This is a genomic window from Uliginosibacterium sp. H1, from assembly GCF_036017065.1.
Taxonomy (GTDB): Bacteria; Pseudomonadota; Gammaproteobacteria; order Burkholderiales; family Rhodocyclaceae; genus Uliginosibacterium.
On sequence record NZ_JAYXHR010000003.1, the window covers coordinates 343,822 to 362,851 of the forward strand.

At 65.9% G+C, this 19,030-nt stretch carries 13 protein-coding genes; 2 read left to right on the forward strand and 11 right to left on the reverse strand.

What is annotated here, in order from left to right:
• Positions 1 to 276: 276 nt before the first annotated feature.
• The 9 genes from VVD47_RS18235 to grpE form a co-directional block, all read right to left on the reverse strand.
• The gene (locus VVD47_RS18235) at positions 277 to 2,847 is read right to left on the reverse strand and encodes a pectinesterase family protein (protein WP_327604940.1); all 2,571 of its coding nucleotides are present in this window, start codon (positions 2,845 to 2,847) and stop codon (positions 277 to 279) included.
• Positions 2,848 to 3,256: 409 nt separating this feature from the next.
• Entirely contained in the window at positions 3,257 to 4,372 is a 1,116-nt protein-coding gene (locus tag VVD47_RS18240) for a beta-ketoacyl-ACP synthase III (RefSeq protein WP_327604941.1), read from the reverse strand.
• 166 nt (positions 4,373 to 4,538) lie between these two features.
• The gene (locus VVD47_RS18245) at positions 4,539 to 5,423 is read right to left on the reverse strand and encodes a DUF2950 domain-containing protein (RefSeq protein ID WP_327604942.1); all 885 of its coding nucleotides are present in this window, start codon (positions 5,421 to 5,423) and stop codon (positions 4,539 to 4,541) included.
• A gap of 11 nt (positions 5,424 to 5,434) precedes the next feature.
• Complete coding sequence (locus VVD47_RS18250; RefSeq protein ID WP_327604943.1) at positions 5,435 to 6,796, reverse strand: DUF3300 domain-containing protein; 1,362 nt, start codon at positions 6,794 to 6,796, stop codon at positions 5,435 to 5,437.
• Positions 6,797 to 7,094: 298 nt separating this feature from the next.
• Positions 7,095 to 8,294, reverse strand: a complete 1,200-nt coding sequence (locus tag VVD47_RS18255) for an MFS transporter (protein WP_327604944.1) — start codon at positions 8,292 to 8,294, stop codon at positions 7,095 to 7,097.
• 153 nt (positions 8,295 to 8,447) lie between these two features.
• Positions 8,448 to 9,581, reverse strand: coding sequence for a molecular chaperone DnaJ (gene dnaJ, locus VVD47_RS18260; RefSeq protein ID WP_327604945.1), 1,134 nt, complete (start codon positions 9,579 to 9,581; stop codon positions 8,448 to 8,450).
• A 33-nt stretch (positions 9,582 to 9,614) separates the two neighbouring features.
• Positions 9,615 to 9,977, reverse strand: a complete 363-nt coding sequence (locus VVD47_RS18265; RefSeq protein WP_327604946.1) for a four helix bundle protein — start codon at positions 9,975 to 9,977, stop codon at positions 9,615 to 9,617.
• Positions 9,978 to 9,994: 17 nt separating this feature from the next.
• Complete coding sequence (gene dnaK / locus VVD47_RS18270) at positions 9,995 to 11,923, reverse strand: molecular chaperone DnaK (protein WP_327604947.1); 1,929 nt, start codon at positions 11,921 to 11,923, stop codon at positions 9,995 to 9,997.
• A 114-nt stretch (positions 11,924 to 12,037) separates the two neighbouring features.
• Complete coding sequence (gene grpE / locus VVD47_RS18275; protein ID WP_327604948.1) at positions 12,038 to 12,598, reverse strand: nucleotide exchange factor GrpE; 561 nt, start codon at positions 12,596 to 12,598, stop codon at positions 12,038 to 12,040.
• A gap of 208 nt (positions 12,599 to 12,806) precedes the next feature.
• On the opposite strand from grpE, the gene VVD47_RS18280 reads away from it, so the two are divergent.
• Positions 12,807 to 14,171: a serine/threonine-protein kinase gene (locus tag VVD47_RS18280; RefSeq protein ID WP_327604949.1), complete on the forward strand. Its 1,365-nt coding sequence runs from the start codon at positions 12,807 to 12,809 to the stop codon at positions 14,169 to 14,171.
• 190 nt (positions 14,172 to 14,361) lie between these two features.
• On the opposite strand, the gene VVD47_RS18285 is transcribed toward VVD47_RS18280, so the two are convergent.
• Positions 14,362 to 15,375, reverse strand: coding sequence for a VCBS repeat-containing protein (locus tag VVD47_RS18285; protein ID WP_327604950.1), 1,014 nt, complete (start codon positions 15,373 to 15,375; stop codon positions 14,362 to 14,364).
• Between the two features lie 287 nt (positions 15,376 to 15,662).
• On the opposite strand from VVD47_RS18285, the gene VVD47_RS18290 reads away from it, so the two are divergent.
• Positions 15,663 to 16,142 (forward strand): AP2 domain-containing protein, encoded by a 480-nt coding sequence (locus tag VVD47_RS18290; protein WP_327604951.1) that lies wholly within the window; start codon positions 15,663 to 15,665, stop codon positions 16,140 to 16,142.
• 111 nt (positions 16,143 to 16,253) lie between these two features.
• Here the strand turns inward: VVD47_RS18290 and VVD47_RS18295 are convergent, their stop codons facing one another.
• A complete protein-coding gene (locus VVD47_RS18295; protein WP_327604952.1) occupies positions 16,254 to 19,028 on the reverse strand; it encodes a hypothetical protein in 2,775 nt (924 codons plus the stop codon).
• Between the last annotated feature and the right edge of the window lie 2 nt (positions 19,029 to 19,030).

Genomic DNA, 19,030 nt, shown 5'->3' on the forward strand with positions numbered 1-19,030 from the left:
GGGGCGACCTGCCCTGCGGCATTCCAGTGGACTCGATACCGCGGCTATCGGCCGGGCGCTGGCCGGCTTGATACGGATCGACCGCAGGGGCACCCCGAAAACCGGGAATCTGGCGATCAGGAGCCGTCAGGCTGCCTGGCGGGATGCGGGTGCAAACGAGGCGCGGCGGGGCTGAGGCGTCGGCACCAAAGAAAACGGGGTGGCAGCAGCCACCCCGTTTCGTTTGTTACACCTTGCTTCGCGCACGCAGCGCGAAGCTGGCTGCCGGACAGTCGCTCAGGGCGTGGGATTCCAGCCCGCGCCTGAATTGAAGGCCGAGAACACCGCTGCGCGCGTGTCGAACGCCGTGGCTTCCCCCGTGTTCAGCGTACGTGCCACGGTGGAGCGACCGCTGATGTCGAGCGGGGAGTTGTCCAGCTTGGTGCTGCCGTACTCCTTCCAGCCGCTCGTGGCGGTTGCCGTACCCGGGTTGGGCACCGGGCTGGTGGGTTGCCAGCCGGCGGCGGCGATGTGGGCATCCATCTTCACGTTCACGTAGGTGACGTTGTCGAAGCTGCCGTTGCCGGCGCTGCGGCCCAGCACGGTGGCGCCGTCCGGCACCGCCGGCTCGCGGGTCAGCGAGCTGTTGAGGAACACGTAACCCTTGTCGCTGGCGGAGGCCACGCGCGCCTGGATGATGTAGCCACCCTTGAGCGCATCGGTGGAATCCACGCGGGTGCGGATCTCGCTGTTCTCGAACAGTGCAGCCTTGGCGCTGCCCCAGATGAAGTCCACGTCACCGGCGATCAGCGTGTTGTAGAACCAGGCGAAGCCGTTGGTCTGGATCGTGTCCTGCCGGCTGATGAAGTTGGCGTTCTTGGCGACCAGGCGCTTGGCTGCACTGTTGTAGTACAGCACCTCGGCCTGGCCGGCCACACCGATCACCTTGAGGTGGGTGTTCTCCATCGTCAGGGTGTCCAGCGTCAGCAGGTCGGCGTCCTCGATCAGGAACAGCGAACGACCACCGCCGGCGGTGACCGTTGCCGTCGTGCTGCCGGCACCCGAACCGGTGTTGCGCGAGTCGTAGTTCTCCGCCGCGATGACGGTGCCGCTGCGGCTCTGGCCACGGATCGTGACGTTGTCGCGACCGCGCAGGTACAGCAGTTCGTTGTAGGTGCCGTCGTTCACGTTGATGGTGGCGGCCGTTGCGGGCGCACCGTTGGCCATCACGTAGTTGAGCGCACCCTGCACGCTGCGGAAATCCGCGCTGCTGCCGTCGTCATCCACCAGGACGGTGGCGAGGCCGGCCGTCGGTGCTGCGCGGGTGGTGAAGCTCCAGCCGGTGGTCTTGCCGACGCCGGTGAAGGCCGTGCCGTTCAGGGTCACGCTGTTGGTCACCACGTCGCCGGCCACTGCCACGTAGTACTGCGTGTTGTACGCCAGCTTGTTCATGTGCGGACGCACCAGCAGCTTGTTGCCGGACACGCGCACCAGCGGGGTGGCGACACCACGGTAGTAGTTGCCGACGGCCGGGCCGATGGTGTTGGCTTCGCCGGTCAGCTTGATGGTGTCCACCAGGCTGTCGTCGCTGGACTTGAAGATCCGCACCGAACCATTGCTGCCGATGGTGGGCGGGCTGTCGAAGGTCAGTGCCAGCGTCTCGTCCACATAGGCGCCCGTGCTGGCTGCGGCGGGAACCGTCTTGCCGGCAAAGCCGGAGTAGGTCGCCGTCGGCATCACGAAGGCCGGCGAGATGGTGGCGCTCACGGACTTGGTCAGCGAGGCCTTGGAGCCGCTGGTGAAGGTGACCGTGGCCGAGCCTGCGCCCACTGCCTTCAGCACCGTGGTGCCGCCGGTGGCGTTCGGCGTATTGGTGACGGCGATGACCGAGGGATTGCTCGACACGGCGGTATAAGTGTCCACCGTGGTGTCGGACTTGGTCGCCGTGACCGCGATGCTGCGATCGGCGTCGCCGACCTCCGCGATCCAGGTGGTGTTCGGCGAGACCGACAGCAGCACCGGCTTGATGGTGGCATCTCCCACCACGATGTCATCGATGGCGAAGGAACGGTTGTCCAGCCAGATGCCGATCTTGCCGGCTGCGCTGTTGCTGGTATCCACCTGGGTGCCGACCAGTTCGTCGTCGATGTACAGCGTCATGCTGGAGCCGACCATTTCCAGGCGCAGCTTGTACCAGACGTCGTTGAGGATCACGCGGTTGGGCGAGAACTGCTTGGTGCGGTTCCAGCCGCCAGCCGTCGTGGCCTTGTGGAACTCCACCTTGGAACTGGCGCTGTTCTGCACGTTCAGGCAGCCGCCGTTCCAGTTGTTCGGGTCGACGTAGCGACCCAGCAGGCAGATGTACTTGTTGGTGGTGGAATTGTTGATCGGCTTGATGCGCGCTTCGACGTAGTAGTCGGCGGTGGCGCGGCCGGTCACGCCGGTGAAGGCGGCATCGGTCACGACCGCCACGACCCCCTTGCTGCTGCCGGCGTCGTACTGGAAGGAGGTGTTGGTGCCGTCCTGCGGGAAGCTGATCGTGCCGTTGGCGGTGCCGATGGACGTGGCGCCACCGCTGGGCAGCGTGGTCCACTTGGCCGACGTGCCAGACTGGAAGTCCTCGCAGAACCATTCGGTTCCGGAGCAGGTGAAGGTCACGCCACCCGACGAGGACGAAGAGGACGAGGAGCTCGAGGAGCCCGCCCCGGAGGAGCTTGAACTCGACGCAGCGACGCCGCCGGAACTGGAACTGGAACCCGTGGCGCCGCCGCCAGTGGCAGGCGCTGGATCGCTACCACCTCCGCAGGCAACCAGGAACGGCAGAAGGGCCGCGAGCATCGTGCCGCGGACCAGTGACTTCGGTCTCATACATCCTCCTCTGGTGAACGTCTGTAGCCACCGGATCCGGGTGGGGGCAGGCGAGGCGTTCTCTGCGGGACGCTCGTGCCGTCTGTTGCGGCTGGGGGATGCCTGCTTCCGGTCAGGGGCTACGGAAAAGCGGAGGGGATGCTAATGGTCTGCACTTAGAAAGTACGACAAACAAAAAAATATAGATTCGATGTGCGTACGCAGCAGCCGTGCTCTTACTAAAGGCCTAGATGTCTTCTGTGGGGTCGAAGCGGGAATGGCTTGGTTTGCAGGGGTTATGGCGCGGCGGGGGCGATCCGCCACAAGGCATGACGCACGAATCCCGCCGCTAGTGCACCTTATGTGTTGCGGCGCAAAAAAACCTGTGTTTGTTTTGTTGTCGGCGCAATTGAGCCGATGGCGTGGGGGGCTATCTCTTTCTCAGGACGGCGCTGCCCACCGAATAACCGGCCCCGAAGGAGCAGATGACGCCGACGTCGCCACCCGCCAGATCGCTGCGATGCTCGTGGAAGGCGATGACCGAGCCGGCGGAGGCAGTGTTGGCGTAGCGGTCGAGGATGACCGGGGACTCGTCCATCGTCGCATCCCGGCCCAGCAGGCGTTTGCCGATCAACTGGTTCATGCCGATGTTGGCCTGGTGCAGCCAGAAGCGGCGCACGTCGCCGGCTTGCAGCGCCAGGCTGGCGAGGTGGTTCTCGATATGCGCGGCGGCAATCGGCACCACTTCCTTGAAGACCTTGCGGCCTTCCTGCCGGAACAGCTTGTCGCGCGCGGCGGGGTCGCCGTCCTCGCTGCGGTTCAGGAAACCGAAGTTGTTGCGGATGTTGTTCGAGAACTGGGTGGCGAGCTTCGTGCCGAGTACCTGCCAGCCGCTGGCTTGGCCTTCGTCGCGTTCGACCAGGATCGCGGTGGCGACGTCGCCGAAGATGAAATGGCAGTCGCGGTCGCGCCATTCCAGGTGGGGGGAGGTGATCTCGGGATTGACGATCAGCACGCAGCGCGCGCTGCCCGCGCGCACCGCGTTGGTCGCGTACTCCAGCGCGAAGGTGGCGGAGGAGCAGGCCACGTTCATGTCGAAGGCATGGCCGCCGGCGCCCAGCGCGTGCTGGATTTCCACCGCCATCGCCGGGTACATCCGCTGGTGGGCGGAGCAGGCGCACAGCACGGCGTCCACCTCGCTGCCTTCGCGGCCGGCCTGTGCCAGGGCCTGCCGGGCGGCGGCAACTGCGAATTCGGCCTGCAGTGACAGCGCGTCGTCCGCGCGCGCGGCGATGCGCGGAAACATCCTCGCGGGGTCCAACAGGCCGCTCTTGTCGGCAACGAAGCGCTGGCGGATACCGGATGCCTTTTCGATGAACTCGGCGCTGGACGGTTGCAGGGCCGTGACCGTACCACCGGCGATGGCGTCTGCGTGGGCGGCGTTGTGGCGCGCCACGTAGTCGTTGAAGGCGACCACCAGCTCTTCGTTGGTGATGCGTTCGGCGGGCGAATGCACGCCGGTGCCGGTGATGAGGGCGTCGAACATGGGTTTTCCTGTGCCGCGGAGACGCTACACGCTAGCACAGCGTCGCGTGCGGACGCAGTGGGACTTCCCTCGCCAGCACGGGCACGCAGGTGTCATCGGCCTGCATGGCGGCCGGTCGCTCAGCCGCGCGGCTTCCGTGCCGCGTGTCGCGGCCCGGGGGCCAGGGTCAGGGTTCGATGCGCTGCCAGGACTTGTCGGGATCGAAGCGGGTCATCGCCGTGGCGACGCGTCCGGTCGACGGGCCGAGGTCGCGCTCGTACACCACGCCGTCCTGGTTCACGATGAAGCTCATCACGCCGGTGACGCCGTACTGCACCGGCCAGGCGACCAGTGCGAAGCCGCTGAGCAGACGCTTGCCGATGAGGTAGCTGCGGGCTCCGCCCGGGGCGGCCGCACCCTGGGCTTCCAGGATCCTGAATCGATAGCCGTGGTAGCCGGCGCCTTGTTGCCGCGGCAGGAATGCCTCCCCGAGCGGGCTGTCGTTGCCTTGGGCGGCGGCCCAGATCAGGCCGTCGCGCTTGCCCGGCGTGCTCAGCAGCTTGCGTGCGTACTCCAGCACGCCGTCGCCGTTGCGATCCTGCGCGGCGTACTCGAGCTGGGCGTCGACATAGGCCAGCGAGGCCTGCATCGCGGCCAGTTCGTTGGCGCCGATGCGGCGGGTGGCAATTTCCTTGCGGGCGGCGACAGGGTCGAAGCGCCAGCCGTCTCCGGCGCGGACCAGCGGGATGGGCAGGGCCCATTCGTCACGCCCGACGACGACGGTGCCGCGGCCCTCGGCCTGCACGACCTTGCGCGACTGCGCGGCTTTCTCGAGGAAGAGTGTGCGGGCGGTGCCGCCACGGCTGGGCGTGGGCAACAGGCGCTGCCAGTCCTTGCCGAGGACGTGTCCCAACGCCGCATCATCGTGGGTGGCCAATGCGCCAACCAGCGCGTCGGTGGCCGCCTCGGGGCTGGGGTAGCTGGCTTGTGCCAGGGCCTGTGCGCTGGTCAGCGCGCACAGCATGGACAGAGCGGCGACCAGCAGCCGCTGCATGCAAACCGGATGCTTCATCGTCATCTCCCTCAACGCCTGCGTCCGCCACCACCACCGCCGCGCGCGCCACCTCCGCCGAAGCCACCGCTGCGAGCACCCCCGCCGCCGTGAGCGCCGCCGAAGCCGCCACCGCCGTGCTGTGACATCGAATTGCGTGCGGCCTGTCCGCGGTCGGAAGCCGCGCGGGAATTGTGGTCGCCGATATGCGATAGCGCGTTGTCGCGGGAGCCGCCCGAGCCGCGGTCGAAACCACCCGAGTCGCCACGGCCCGAGTCGAAGCGGTCGCCACCCCCGCCGAGGCGGTCACCGCCACCTGCTGCGCGGTCGGACGCACCAGGCCGTTCGCCGGCGCGGTCCCGGCTGGCATCACGCGGATGGTCGCGCGTGGCGGCCGGTTCGAAGCCGCGTTGCTGCAGGGCGTCGTTGGCGCGGGCACGCTGGTCGTCGCGGCCATCCTTGCCGCGATAGGCCTCGCGGCTGTCACGACCGGCCGGGCCCTTGTTGCCGAACTGCTCCCGGCTGCGCTGGTCGCGATACGGCACGTTGCCGCGACGCTCCGGGTTGTGCTTGAAGCCGGTGTTGCCGATGTCCAGCTTCTTGTTGACGTTGATGTTGTTGAACTTGTTGACGTTGATGTTCACGTCGCCATGGCCCCAGTTGAAGCCACCCCACAGGCCGTTGCTGATGCCGACGATGGCGGCCCCCCACACCATGCCGGCGACGAAGCCGCCGGTGGGGTAGTAGTAGGGGGGTGGCGGCCAGTAATACGGCGGGTAGCTGGGCCACCACCACGAGCCGTACACCACGGTGGGCTGGTACACCGGCACGTACACGCTTTGCGGCTGGGCGGGTTCGACGACGATGACCTGATTGCTGCCCTCGGTCTGCGTGGAGACTTTCTGGTGTTCGTTCGATTTCAGGTTGCCGGCTTCCTCCGCCTTCTTGCGCAGGAACTGCACGCGGTCCATGACGCGGCCCGGATCGGCCAGGAAGGCGTCGCCCAGGTTCTGCACGTCGTCGGGCTTGGCGCCCATCATCGACAGGACTTGCGGAAAGGCCACCAGCGACTGCACCGACGGTTCCCAGGATTCGTTTTCCACCTTCTTCACGGCGGCGTCACCCTTGTCGTCGGGATGCGCCTTGGACCATTCGACCGCGGCCTTCACGTCGGCGGGGTAGGTCGAGGCCATCAGGACCTGCGACAGCAGCGCATCCGGGTAGAGGGCGATCGGCGCCAGCATCTGGTCGAGCTGGGCATCGGAGAACGTCGGGGAACTGCTTGCCGGTGGGTTGCCGGTTTGCTGGGCGTAGGCACTGCAGCCGACGCAGATTGCCAGGATGGCGAACAGCTGGCGGAACACGCCAGGCCACCAGGCGTGTGTGGTCGGCAAGCGTGAGAAAGCGGAAGAACCCGGGCCCATTGGCGACTCCTGCATTCCGTGGGCGCGTCTGCCGCCGGGTTGCCGGCGTCATGTCAGGCGCGCGTTCAGAAAACTGATGCCCTTTGCATCTCCGCCTGTTCAGGCTGCGGTCGTGCCTCGGGGCGCGGCGAACTTCGTCAATGCTTTGTCATTCGTGTTGGGACGAACTTTCCCGTTAGTTATACGCAGGATTTGTGGGAATGGCTACTGGCGGTTTGCGGCCATGCGGCACGACCGATGCCGGCCCCGGCACGGCTTCAGGCGGCGTTCACGACACGGCACGTACGCGGTACGCCAGCCAGATCGCCAGCATGGTGCCGGCAGTGCTCAGCAGGCCGACCACGGGGAAGCCGATCAGCTCGCCCTGCGGGCCGCTGCTCATCATCGCGCCGGCCACGAGGGCGGCCGATCCCGAGGCGAGGTTCTGCGCGGCCGACGTGGCAGCCATCAGACGGCCACGCAAGGCCGGGCGTGTCGCACCGGTGGCCAGTGCGGAGGCCGGGATGAAGCGGCCGGACACCAGCACGAAGAACAGCACCGAGATGGCGATCTGCCACGGCAGGCCCAGCTGCAGGGTGTTCGCCACGATGTTGATCGGCAGCAGGCTGGCGAGCGCCAGCAGCGACAGCACATGCGCGTGACGATGGCGGTCGGTCTGCTGGCCGATCCATGGCCGGGTCACCAGCGTGGCCGCCCCCCCGGCGAGGTAGATCCAGATGAGGTCGACGGGCGCCAGCCCGATGTTGGCGACCATCGACGGCGCGATGTACGGAATGATCAGGAAGCCGCTGAACATCACCGTCGCGGACATGGCCAGGGACCACAGGTGGTTGCGCTCGCGCAGCAACTCGGCGTAGCTCGCGAAGAAGCCGGTCGGCGCGGCCGACAGATGTCCGCGCACATGCGGCACCACGCGCGCGGCCACGACCCATACGAGCGCGCAGAGCACCGCGAGCACCACGAACGGAGCGCGCCAGCCCAGGTGATTGGCGACGATCAGCCCGAGCGGGACGCCGGCTACCGTCGCCAGCGAGAAGCCCAGCATCACCAGGCCCATCGCGCGGCCGCGCCGTGCCGGCGGAATCACGTCGCCGACGATGGAAAGGGTGATCGAGCCCAGCACGCCGCCGAACAGGCCCGCCACCGCGCGGGCCACCAGCATCATATGGTAGCCCTGCGCCAGTGCACAGCCCAGCGTCGCGACCGTGAGGCCGACGTAGGTGGCAAGCAGCGCGGTGCGCCGGTCGAAGCGGTCCGCCAGCGACGCGGCCAGCAACGAGGACGCGCCGGCAGCGAACGAGTAGGCCGAGACCAGCAGGCCGAAGGCCGTGGTGTCGATGCGCAGCTCGCCCATCAGGATGGAGGACAGCGGCATCATGATCATGAAATCCACGATGACGGTGAGCTGGACCAGCATCAGGATGATGAGGAGGGCCCGCTCGCGGGCTTCGGACAACGGAGGGTTCATGCTGCGCGGGTGATGCGGAAAAGAAACGGGCCGTCCGACGATGGACGGCCCGAGAGGATGATTCTAGCGCCTGCGTGTGGCCGCCAGATTGCGGCCGCGCCATAAGCGGTATGGCGGGTCGGCGGCGCCCTGACGGCGATCAACCGAAGACGATCAATCGAAAAAATCCCGCACCTTGTCCATCCAGGATTTTTCGCGCGGGTTCTGCGAGCCTTCGCCGCGGCCGATCTCCTCGAATTCGCGCAGCAGCTCCTTCTGTCGCGACGTGAGGTTGACCGGCGTCTCCACGACGACGTGGCAGTGCAGGTCGCCGAAGTGGCCGGAGCGCACGTTCTTGATGCCCTTGCCACGCAGGCGGAACACCTTGCCGCTCTGCGTCTCGGCCGGAATCTTGATGGCCGCCATGCCGTCCAGCGTCGGGATCTGCACCTCGCCGCCCAGCGCCGCAGTGGCGAAGCCGATCGGCATCTCGCAATGCAGGTCGTCGTTGTCGCGCTGGAACACCGCGTGCTGCTTGATGTGGATCTCGACGAACAGGTCGCCCGCAGGCCCGCCGTTCACCCCCGCCTCGCCGAAACCGGCGTGGCGCAGGCGCATGCCGTCGTCGATGCCGGCGGGGATCTTCACTTCCAGCGTCTTCTGCTTCTTGGTACGGCCGGCGCCGTGGCAGGTGCCGCAGGGGTCGCTGATGATGTGGCCCGAGCCCTGGCACTTCGGACAGGTCTGCTGGATCGAGAAGAAGCCTTGCTGGATGCGCACCTGGCCGCGACCGCCGCAGGTGCCGCAGGTCTTCGGCTGGGTGCCGGGCTTGGCGCCGCTGCCGTGGCAGGTCTCGCATTCCTCCATGACCGGGATGCGGATGGTCTTCTCGACGCCGCGCGCCGCTTCTTCGAGCGAGATTTCCATGTTGTAGCGCAGGTCGGCACCGCGGTAGACGCGCTGCCCGCCACCTCCGCCGCCACCAGCGCGGCCACCGAAGATCTCGTCGAAGATGCCGCCGAAAGCGCCGGCGAAATCGCCGAAATCCGCGCCGCCCGGGCCGCCGTGACCGCCCGCGTTCGGGTCGACGCCGGCGTGACCATAGCGGTCGTAGGCCGCGCGCTTCTGGTCGTCGGACAGCATCTCGTAGGCCTCCTTGACCTCCTTGAATTTGTCCTCGGCTTCCTTGCTGTCCGGATTGCGGTCCGGGTGGAACTTCATCGCGAGCTTGCGATAGGCCTTCTTGATGTCATCGTCGCTGGCGTCGCGATTGACGCCCAGCACTTCGTAGTAATCCCGCTTGGCCATAGGGGTGAAAAGTGAAATGTGAAATGTGAAACGTCAGGACGTCGCCCGTTGCCGCAGGCTTTTCGCTAACGCCAGCAGCAGGGCAGATACTTCGTCGATCTTGAGCTTTATCGACTCCGTGTTATTTCCCAACCCCAGTCTTATCGATATTTCCACCAAGGTATCCAGTTCTGAAAGTGACCCGGACGCAATACTCAGGAAGTGCAGTAGTTCTTTGGTGCCGTTGCGGGCGCAGCCTTCAGAAATGTTTGCGGGCACCGATACCGATGCCCGCTTCATCTGGCTGATTAGCCCGAATTGTTCTGACTTCGGAAAGGCTTCAGTGAAACGGTAGATCAACTCCACCAGCACGATGGATTCTTGCCACACGCGCAGGTCGCGATGTCCCCGTTTCACTTGTCACCTTTCACGTTTCACTTCTTGTCATTCACTTCGGTGAACTCGGCATCCACGATGTTGTCATCGCCCGGCTTCGCGTCGGCGCCAGCACCGGCGGCCGCTGCGTCACCGCCTGCGGCGGCCTGCTGCGCGTACATCGCTTCGCCCAGCTTCTGGCTGGCCAGTGCCAGGGCCTGTGCCTTGGCTTCGATGTCGGCCTTGTCGTTGCCCTTGATGGCTTCCTCGGCATCCTTCAACGCGGCTTCAATCTTGCCCTTCTCTTCCTCGCTGACCTTGTCGCCGTGCTCGGAGAGCGCCTTCTTCGTGGTGTGGATCAGCGCGTCCGCCTGGTTGCGGGCGTCGACCAGCTCGTGCAGGCGCTTGTCTTCCTCGGCGTTCGCCTCGGCGTCGCGCACCATGCGTTGCACTTCGTCTTCGGAGAGACCCGAGTTCGCCTTGATGGTGATCTTGTTCTCCTTGCCGGTCGCCTTGTCGGCGGCCTTCACGTGCAGGATGCCGTTGGCGTCGATGTCGAAGGTGACCTCGATCTGCGGCATGCCGCGCGGGGCAGGCGCGATACCTTCCAGGTTGAATTCACCCAGCATCTTGTTGCCGGCGGCCATCTCGCGCTCACCCTGGTAGACCTTGATGGTCACCGCGGGCTGGTTGTCGTCGGCCGTCGAAAAGACCTGTGCATGCTTGGTCGGGATCGTGGTGTTGCGCTTGATCATCGGGGTCATGACGCCACCGAGGGTTTCGATACCCAGCGACAGCGGCGACACGTCCAGCAGCAGCACGTCCTTCACGTCGCCCTTCAGCACGCCGCCCTGGATGGCTGCGCCAACCGCGACGGCTTCGTCCGGGTTCACGTCCTTGCGGGCTTCCTTGCCGAAGAACTCCTTCACCTTCTCCTGCACCTTGGGCATGCGGGTCTGGCCGCCGACGAGGATCACGTCGTCGATGTCCGAGACCTTCAGGCCGGCGTCCTTCAGGGCCTTGCGGCAGGGCTCGATGGTGCGCTCGATCAGCTCGTCCACCAGCGACTCGAACTTGGCGCGGGTGATCTTCATGGTCAAGTGCGCCGGGGCGCCGTTGGCCATGGTGATGTAGGGCTCGTTGATCTCGGTCTGTTGCGAGGACGACAGCTCGATCTTGGCGCGTTCGGCTGCAGCCTTGATGCGTTGCAGGGCGATGGCGTCCTTCGACAGGTCGATGCCGTTGATCTTCTTGAACTCCTCGACGATGTAGTCGATCAGGCGCTGGTCGAAGTCCTCGCCACCCAGGAAGGTGTCACCGTTGGTGGCCAGCACTTCGAACTGCTTGTCACCGTCGACGTCGGCGATCTCGATCACCGAGATGTCGAAGGTGCCGCCGCCGAGGTCGAACACGGCGATCTTCTGGTCGGCCTTGCCCACCTTGTCCAGGCCGAAGGCCAGTGCGGCGGCGGTCGGCTCGTTGATGATGCGCTTGACGTCCAGGCCGGCGATGCGGCCGGCGTCCTTGGTGGCCTGGCGCTGGCTGTCGTTGAAGTAGGCCGGCACGGTGATGACCGCCTCGGTGACTTCTTCACCCAGGTAGTCTTCGGCGGTCTTCTTCATCTTGCGCAGCACGTCGGCGGAAATCTGCGGCGGGGCCATCTTCTTGCCACGCACTTCCACCCAGGCGTCACCGTTGTCGGCCTTGGTGATGGTGTAGGGCATCATGTTGATGTCCTTCTGCACTTCCTTCTCGTCGAAGCGGCGACCGATCAGGCGCTTCACGGCGTACAGGGTGTTCTTGGCGTTGGTGACGGCCTGGCGCTTGGCCGGTGCGCCGACCAGCACTTCGCCGTCTTCCATGTAGGCAACGATGGACGGGGTGGTGCGCGCGCCTTCGCTGTTCTCGACGACCTTGGGGCTGCCGCCTTCCATGATGGCGATACAGCTATTGGTGGTGCCCAGGTCGATGCCGATGATCTTTGCCATGTCGTAGTCCTTTCAAATTCGATTCGGGGGATTCTTCTCGCGGAAATCCTTCAATCCCGCTGATGCTTCGCAAATGGGGCCGTAGCCGGCGTTTTCAAGCCGGCCGGACGAGCGTCACGCCGGCTGTGCCACCGCCACCAGGGCAGGGCGCAGCACGCGGCCTTCGAGCTGGTAGCCCTTCTGGAACACCTGCACGACGGTGTTGGCGGGCTGGTCCGAGGGCAGGGCCGAGATGGCCTGGTGCTTGTGCGGATCGAACTTCTCGCCCACCGGGTTGATCTCTTCCACGCCGCTCTGCTCGAAGGCCTTGACGACGTTCTTCAGCGTCAGGTCGGCGCCTTCGCGCAGCGACTCCAGCGTGGCGTTCTCGACGGCCAGCGCCTGTTCCAGGCTGTCCTTCACCGGCAGCAGGGCGTTGGCGAACTTCTCGATGGCGAACTTCTGCGCCTTGATGACGTCTTCTGCAGCGCGGCGGCGGATGTTCTCGCCTTCGGCCTTGGCGCGCAGCCAGGCGTCGTGGTGTTCGGCGGCCTTCTGTTCGAGGGCGCGGATCTGCTCTTCCAGGCTTGTCAGGGTGTCGGCCTCCTGTGCGGACGCGGCGCTGGCGGAATTGCTTGCCTCAGTGTCCGGGGTGGCAGTGCCCAAGTTTTCCTGGGTGGACGGGTTTTCCTGCATGGGGAAAGGCTCCGGTTTTCAAGGGAATCCGGGGTCAACTGGGGGCGTGGCAATGTATTTCAAGAGCCTTTACGCAAAAATCCCGCCGTTTGTCAGTCCACCGGCGCGCAATCCCTACGGAACCCGCGCCAGCGGGCGTTAAGATGGGTTATCGTCTGGACACATTGTTTGCCATATTTCCCGCCCCATTGTTTGCCCTCCGCGGAACATGCCCGACCAACCAGAGCGCATAGGCAAGTACAAGATCATCCGCGAGATCGGCCGCGGCGCGACCGCAACCGTCTACCTCGCGGAGAATCCGTTCTATCCCGAGCCGGTGGCGCTCAAGCACATCTCCTTCCGCGACCGCAGCAAGGACGAAGCCAAGTGGAACCGCCGCCTGCTCAAGCTGTTGCGGGCCGAGGAGTCGGTGGCGCGCAAGCTCGAGCACCCGAACATCATCAAGATCTTCGAGGCGGTGATCGGCGAGGAAGAGTCCTACATCGTCATGGAGTATTTCCCCGGCAAGACGCTGGAGGATTTCTGCAGCTACGAGAAGCTGCTGCCCGTGCATCGCAGCGCCAGCATCGTCTTCAAGGTGGCCATGGCGCTGGACCACGCCTACCGCCAGGGCATCGTCCACCGCGACATCAAGCCGGCCAATATCCTGATCGACGAGAACGACAACGTGAAGATCACGGACTTCGGCCTCGCGATGAACGTCCACAAGAAAAGCGACATGGACTCCACCTTCATCATGGGGGTGGGCTCGCCGGCCTACATGTCGCCCGAGCAGATCAAGAGCTACCCGCTCAACCAGAAGACCGACCTGTATTCGCTGGGCGTGGTGCTGTTCCACATGCTGACCGGGCGCCTGCCGTTCCGCGCCAAGAACCCGGCGCAGCTGGTGTACAAGATCATCAACACCGACCCGCCGTCGGCCTCGCAGCTGAACCCGGACGTGCCGGAAGCGATGGACGTGGTGATCCGCAAGGCGCTGGAAAAGGACCTCTACTCCCGCTACAAGAACGGCGCCGAGTTCGCCAAGGACATCACCTCGGTCCAGTTCAAGATCTATGACGAGAACGAGCGCGTGCCCGACAGCTCGCGCTTCGGCCAGATCCGCAAGCTGCAGTTCTTCACCGAGTTCGAGGACATCGAGATCTGGGAAGTGGTGCGCTTCTCGCAGTGGCGCGTCGTCGAGCCGCTGACCCAGCTGGTGAAGGAGGGCGGTACCGACCAGCGCTTCGGCATCATCCTGGAGGGCCAGGTCGAGGTGTCCATCGGTGGCCGGCAGGTGGTCATCCTGGGTCCGGGCGACACCTTCGGCGAGTCGGCCTACATGGACCAGGTGGACCACAAACAGCACGCCACCGTGGTGAGCCTGAGCCCGGTGCGTTACCTGGAAGTTTCGCCCGCGGCGCTGGCGCTGGCTTCGGAAGAATGCTCGGAGCACTTCCAGAAGCGGCTGGTGACCTCACTGGTCCGGCGGCTGGCGCAAACCGAAACCGCCTTGTCCAAGGGCGGGGCGACGGCGGCGAGGGCGGCGAACATCACCGCGTTCGGCATGGAACTCCAACTCCTCGACTCCTGAGCTTTGCGCGCAAATCTACTGCGCGAACCGATCTTGGAACTCCGGTGCTCAACGTACTGTTCGTACGTCTCCGCTCCTCGTTCCAACCTCGGCCCGCTCGCTACGATTTTCGCGCCAATCTGAGCTCAAGCGTGTTGAGTTGTGGGCTTCTTCGTAGGGTGGGTTCGCGAAGCAACCCACCACTGTCCCGCTACACCACCAGATCGATCTGCTGCACTGTGCCCACGCTGCCGTCTTCGTTTAGGAAGACGCCGGTGGTGCGCACTTCGCCGGCGATGGCGCCGTTGCTGTCCTTCAGCGTGAAGGGCGTGGCGCGGCGGTCCAGCGCGATGGCGCCGACGCCGGCCTCGGCGAGTGACACCATCTGCTCGCCGGCGCGCCACAGGCGCAACTGCGTAAAGGCGGCGTCGCTCTCGTCGATCCAGCCGTTGCCATCGTCATCCAGCGCTGCCAGGTCGGCGAAGCCGTCGCCGCTCAGGGCGCCGAACAGTTCGCGGCCGTTGTCCACCTGGCCGTTGGCGTTGCGGTCCAGCGCCAGGAAGGCGCTGCCGCTGCCGAGGCGCGCGATGGAGTCGGTTTCGCCATCGGCGTCGAGGTCGAAGTCGAAACGGCCGGCTTCCAGGCGCACCCGGTCGCTGGTCAGGTTCAGTACCAGCGGGTCTTTCTTGCGGGGCGTGCCGATCTCCACCGAGATGCTGCTTTCCTCGCGTTCGTAACGGGCCATCTCCAGGTCGAGCGCGAAGTCGATACGGCGACCGTCGGCCGTCGTCACCTGGCCGCGCGCGCTGTAGCTGGCGATCTCCGCCTCCTCGCGCACCTCGTGGTAGTCGTAGCGCACGGTGATCTCCGCTGCGGGCGGGCGCGCACGCTCAGCCGGTGCGGGGGCGTCTGCCTTGCCGGAGACGCTGGTCTCCACGGCCTTGCCGGCCTCCTCGGGTGATTCGCCGTAGAACCGGACCTTGCGGCCGGTCAGTGCCTCGACGATGCGGATCAGCATCTCCAGGCGTGGGTCCATGGTCTCGCCGGATTCGTCGGTGGCGCCCACGGCCGAACTGCCACTGGCGCTCAGGGCGGCGTCCGACAGGCGCACCTGTTCTGCCGGTTCGGGCAGGCGGACTTCGATTTCCAGCGCTTCCCGCTGCTGGCGGCGCTGGTATTGCAAGGCACTGCTGGCAGTCTGCAGCGCCGATTCGGTGATCTTCATGCGTTTCTCCTGCTGACCTTCGTGGAAGCCAAGGTCTTGCAGGCAATACCGTCCGGATTGCCGGAAGCTTGAGCGCCAGACGGGGGGACGGCCCCTTGCAAGGCAGGCCGGATGAGGGGTGGCCCCTATGCCGAAAGGTGCATGCCGCCCGACCGCCTTTGGTACGAAGCCTAAAGTTTTGTGAATTCCGGTCGAAAACTGCTCTATCGCCGCCCTCAACCTAATGTCGCAGGAGGACTGTCGTGAGCCGAGGCAGTGTTTATGGAATCAGCCGAGTAGACAATGAAGTGAGCCGCACCCACGGGTGGCTGGTCACGATTCAGCGTCGCGGGGTGATTCACCGGAAGCATTTTTCCGACGGGGTTTACGGAGGCAAGCAGAAGTCGTTCGTCGCGGCCAAGTCCTTCCGTGACGAGATCATCAACAAGAATCCGCCCTTCTCGATGCGCGAGTACTCGAACATCGTGAAGAAGAACAACCGTTCCGGCGTGGTGGGCGTGTGCCGCTACTGCGCATCGGAAACCCGTGACCTGCCCGAGGACAAGCAACGCTGGTTCTGGGTGGCCTCCTGGCCGCTGCCGGATGGCCGTCGCAAGCGCGTCAAGTTCTCCGTGAAGAAGTACGGTGAGGACGGCGCCTTCAAGATGGCACTGAAGGCCCGCAAGGACGCGTTGAAGGAACTGGATGGCGAGTTCGACCCGGGGGCCGTGCGCCGCAAGCCGGCCCGCCGCACGCGCGCTACCGCAGGACGCAGCGCGCACGCCTGAGGCGTTTCATGGATGTCCCGGAAAGGGTGGCCTCGGCCACCCTTTCCTGTTTTCGGGGCATGCGTTTCGCGCGGGCTGCTGTCGTGCAGGCCGGCAGCATGATGGAGCCGCCTACTGCACGACTACGCTGTAGGTCACGGTGCCGAACAGCCCTGGCGACAAGCTGCCGGTCAGCGTCCAGTTCACCGCACCACGGGCACCGACGGCAGGCTGGGCCGTCACCTGGCAATTGCTGATGCCGCTGGGCACCGTGCCGCAACTGGCCGCCGCGAAGACGGTGTAGGCGGGGGTGGCGTCGTACAGCTTCAGGTTGCCCAGCACGCCGGAGCTGCGGTTCTCGTAGCGGATCACATACACCAGTGTTTCACCGGGCTGCGCCGTGGCCTTGTCGACGCTCTTGATCAGCACCAGTCCGGCGTCGCTGGCATTGCCGACGAAGGTCAGGTCCTGGCGGCTGCCGCTCCAGCTCAGCGCGCTGTTGGCATAGCTGAAGCTGGCGGCCAGGGTCTGGGCGTACTGCGCGTTGTAGGGCGCGTTGGTCGGCGCCGTGGCCCGCACGATGAAGCACAGGCGCTGGTCGGCCACCACCGCGATGGGGGCACTGACCTGCGGTTCGCCGGCGTCCAGCGTGGCGTTGCAATTGCTGTCGCGGAACAGCACGCCCGTCCAGCTGCCCGCCGGGGTTGCCGTGCCAGTCAGGTTCAGGCTCACCTGGCCGGCGGAACCCGCGATGAAGTCATGCGGGTGGGAGGCCACCGCGCCGGGCAGGATGGTCTGCTGGTTGTCCTCGTTGAAGACGTTCGCCGGCACATCGGCAAACAGCACGCCGCTGTACAGGCTGCCCACGCTGTGGGTGAAGCTCAGCGTGTCCTGCGCAATCGCATAGCTGCCGCCCGTGTTGCCCGCCGAACCACCCACCGAGGTGTAGGAGGGCAGGTTGGTCTCCACGATCTTCACCACGCCGGCGCCAGCGCTGGCCGGAATCCACAGGGTGAAGCTGCCGCCGGCATCGCTGGTGCTGCTGTCATGCGTCGTCGTGCCCGCGTTGTCGGTCGCGCGCAGGGCCACCCCGGCAAGCAGGCTTTCGCCGGCCTCGCGCACGCCGTTGTTGGCGGTGCCGCCACCGCTGCCGTTGTCCTTGAACACCGTGCCGCTGAGCCGGCTGCCGTTGAACAGGCCGAAGTTCTGGACCGGCAGGTCGGCCGCCCCCAGGGTGACGCCGCGGATGCCGGTCGGTGCCTCGGTGCCCAGCCAGCCGGCCGGGTTGCCCGGCGTCACGTCTGCCAGCGTGGCGTTGGTGTCGAGCACCACGTTGTAGCTGCCCATGACGACGGTCGCGAAGCTGTAGAGCCCGCTGCCGGCATCCACGCTCACCGCCTCCAGCGCCGGGCCGGAGGGTGAGGCGGCGGGGACAAGCTTGGCCCACAGGGGCTGGCCACAGCCCGCCTCGCCGCCGTCGCGGGCCGCGCTGTGATTGGCATCGTTGTAGGCGTAGCCGGACAGGGTGCAGGCGTAGCTGGCGCCGGTGACCGTCACCTGCATCTGGCCGAGCTGCACGCCGAGCAGACCCAGCAGCGGGTCGACCAGGCTGCTCAGCAAGGTGCCCAGTGGCCCGTTGAGCACGGTGACCAGGATCGGCTTGAGCGGCGCCAGCAGCAAGGCGTCGATGGCCAGCGTGGGCGACAGTTGCAACTGCAGGTTGGTGAGCAGGGAACTGAGCAGGTTGGAGACGAAGAATGCCGATGTACTGGCCGTCTGGGTCTGCGGCCACGGGCCGTTGAAGTTCAGCGCCGTGCTGGATGAATTGCCGTGCGCGTTGCTCTTCGCCTGGATGGCGAGGTTCACGGTTCCCACGATTGGCAGGGTGACGGAAAGGGCGCCGATGTTGGCGAACTGCACCACCCCTGCCGTCAGCGGTGTGTCGCTGGCGAACACGGCGTCGGACACCTGCCCGAGGTAGATGTCTGCGACGCCGGGCGAGGCCTGGATGCTCAGTGCATTGGTCAAGGCGTTGAGCGTGTTGATGGTGCCGTTGGCGCGCGCCACTTCCACGTAGAGCTGGATCTGCGCGAGCGATGCACTGGCGCCGAGCACGCCGCCGACGCCGATCAGCGATGACACGTCGAGCGCCACGTCGACCAGGTCGATGTTCAGCTTGATGCGCACCGCGGCCGTGTGGAACGTCGTCCCTGCGGCGCCACAGCGCATCACCGGCGGCTCGATGATCTGCGCGTACAGCGCCACGCTGTTGAGGATGCCGGAGAGGCCCAGCGCAGTGCCCGTCAGGTTGATCGGCGCCGGCGTGGTCAGCATGTTCTGGTAGTTGAGCAGCTGGATGTTGCCGGTGACCAGATCCAGCAGGTTGACCCGCGTGTCGGCCAGCATGCCGGTCGGCAGGCTGACGTTGAGCATCTGCCCGACCGCGATCGTGCCGCTCAGCGCATTGACCTGCCCGGACAGCGAGTTCAGCGCCGCCGCCGCCGTGGCGTTGTCGGCGGTGGCGGCGGTGGCGCCCGCGGTCAGTATCTTCGCCAGCGTCGTGCTGGCGCCCAGTGCGGCGGTGTGGCTGGCGGTGCTGGTCTGCGCCTGCAGCGCATTCAGGAAGAGGCCCAGCTTCACGTTGGTCTGCGCCACTGCCGTCCAGTCCGCCGCCGACAGGTTGACCGAGCTGTTGAGCAGGCTGCCGAGCAGGGCGTTGAGCAGGGCGCCGCGGGTCGAGTCGATGCTGGCCAGCCGCGGTCCGGCGGACACGCAGGCGCCCTGGTTGCAGGCCGCCAGTGCCTGGCCGGCGCCGATGCCCAGCCACAGCATCAGACCGCATGCCAGCAACAAGAGGCGTGCCTGGCGCCGGACGGAAGCAAGAGCGTGGCGGATTGTCTGGATCATGG

What these genes read in the sequence shown, in the direction of transcription:
- VVD47_RS18235 (WP_327604940.1), bottom strand. Translation starts at nt 2,847, where the DNA reads ATGAGACCGAAGTCACTGGTCCGCGGCACGATGCTCGCGGCCCTTCTG.
- VVD47_RS18240 (WP_327604941.1), bottom strand. Translation starts at nt 4,372, where the DNA reads ATGTTCGACGCCCTCATCACCGGCACCGGCGTGCATTCGCCCGCCGAA.
- VVD47_RS18245 (WP_327604942.1), bottom strand. Translation starts at nt 5,423, where the DNA reads ATGAAGCATCCGGTTTGCATGCAGCGGCTGCTGGTCGCCGCTCTGTCC.
- VVD47_RS18255 (WP_327604944.1), bottom strand. Translation starts at nt 8,294, where the DNA reads ATGAACCCTCCGTTGTCCGAAGCCCGCGAGCGGGCCCTCCTCATCATC.
- dnaJ (WP_327604945.1), bottom strand. Translation starts at nt 9,581, where the DNA reads ATGGCCAAGCGGGATTACTACGAAGTGCTGGGCGTCAATCGCGACGCC.
- dnaK (WP_327604947.1), bottom strand. Translation starts at nt 11,923, where the DNA reads ATGGCAAAGATCATCGGCATCGACCTGGGCACCACCAATAGCTGTATC.
- grpE (WP_327604948.1), bottom strand. Translation starts at nt 12,598, where the DNA reads ATGCAGGAAAACCCGTCCACCCAGGAAAACTTGGGCACTGCCACCCCG.
- VVD47_RS18280 (WP_327604949.1), top strand. Translation starts at nt 12,807, where the DNA reads ATGCCCGACCAACCAGAGCGCATAGGCAAGTACAAGATCATCCGCGAG.
- VVD47_RS18285 (WP_327604950.1), bottom strand. Translation starts at nt 15,375, where the DNA reads ATGAAGATCACCGAATCGGCGCTGCAGACTGCCAGCAGTGCCTTGCAA.
- VVD47_RS18295 (WP_327604952.1), bottom strand. Translation starts at nt 19,028, where the DNA reads ATGATCCAGACAATCCGCCACGCTCTTGCTTCCGTCCGGCGCCAGGCA.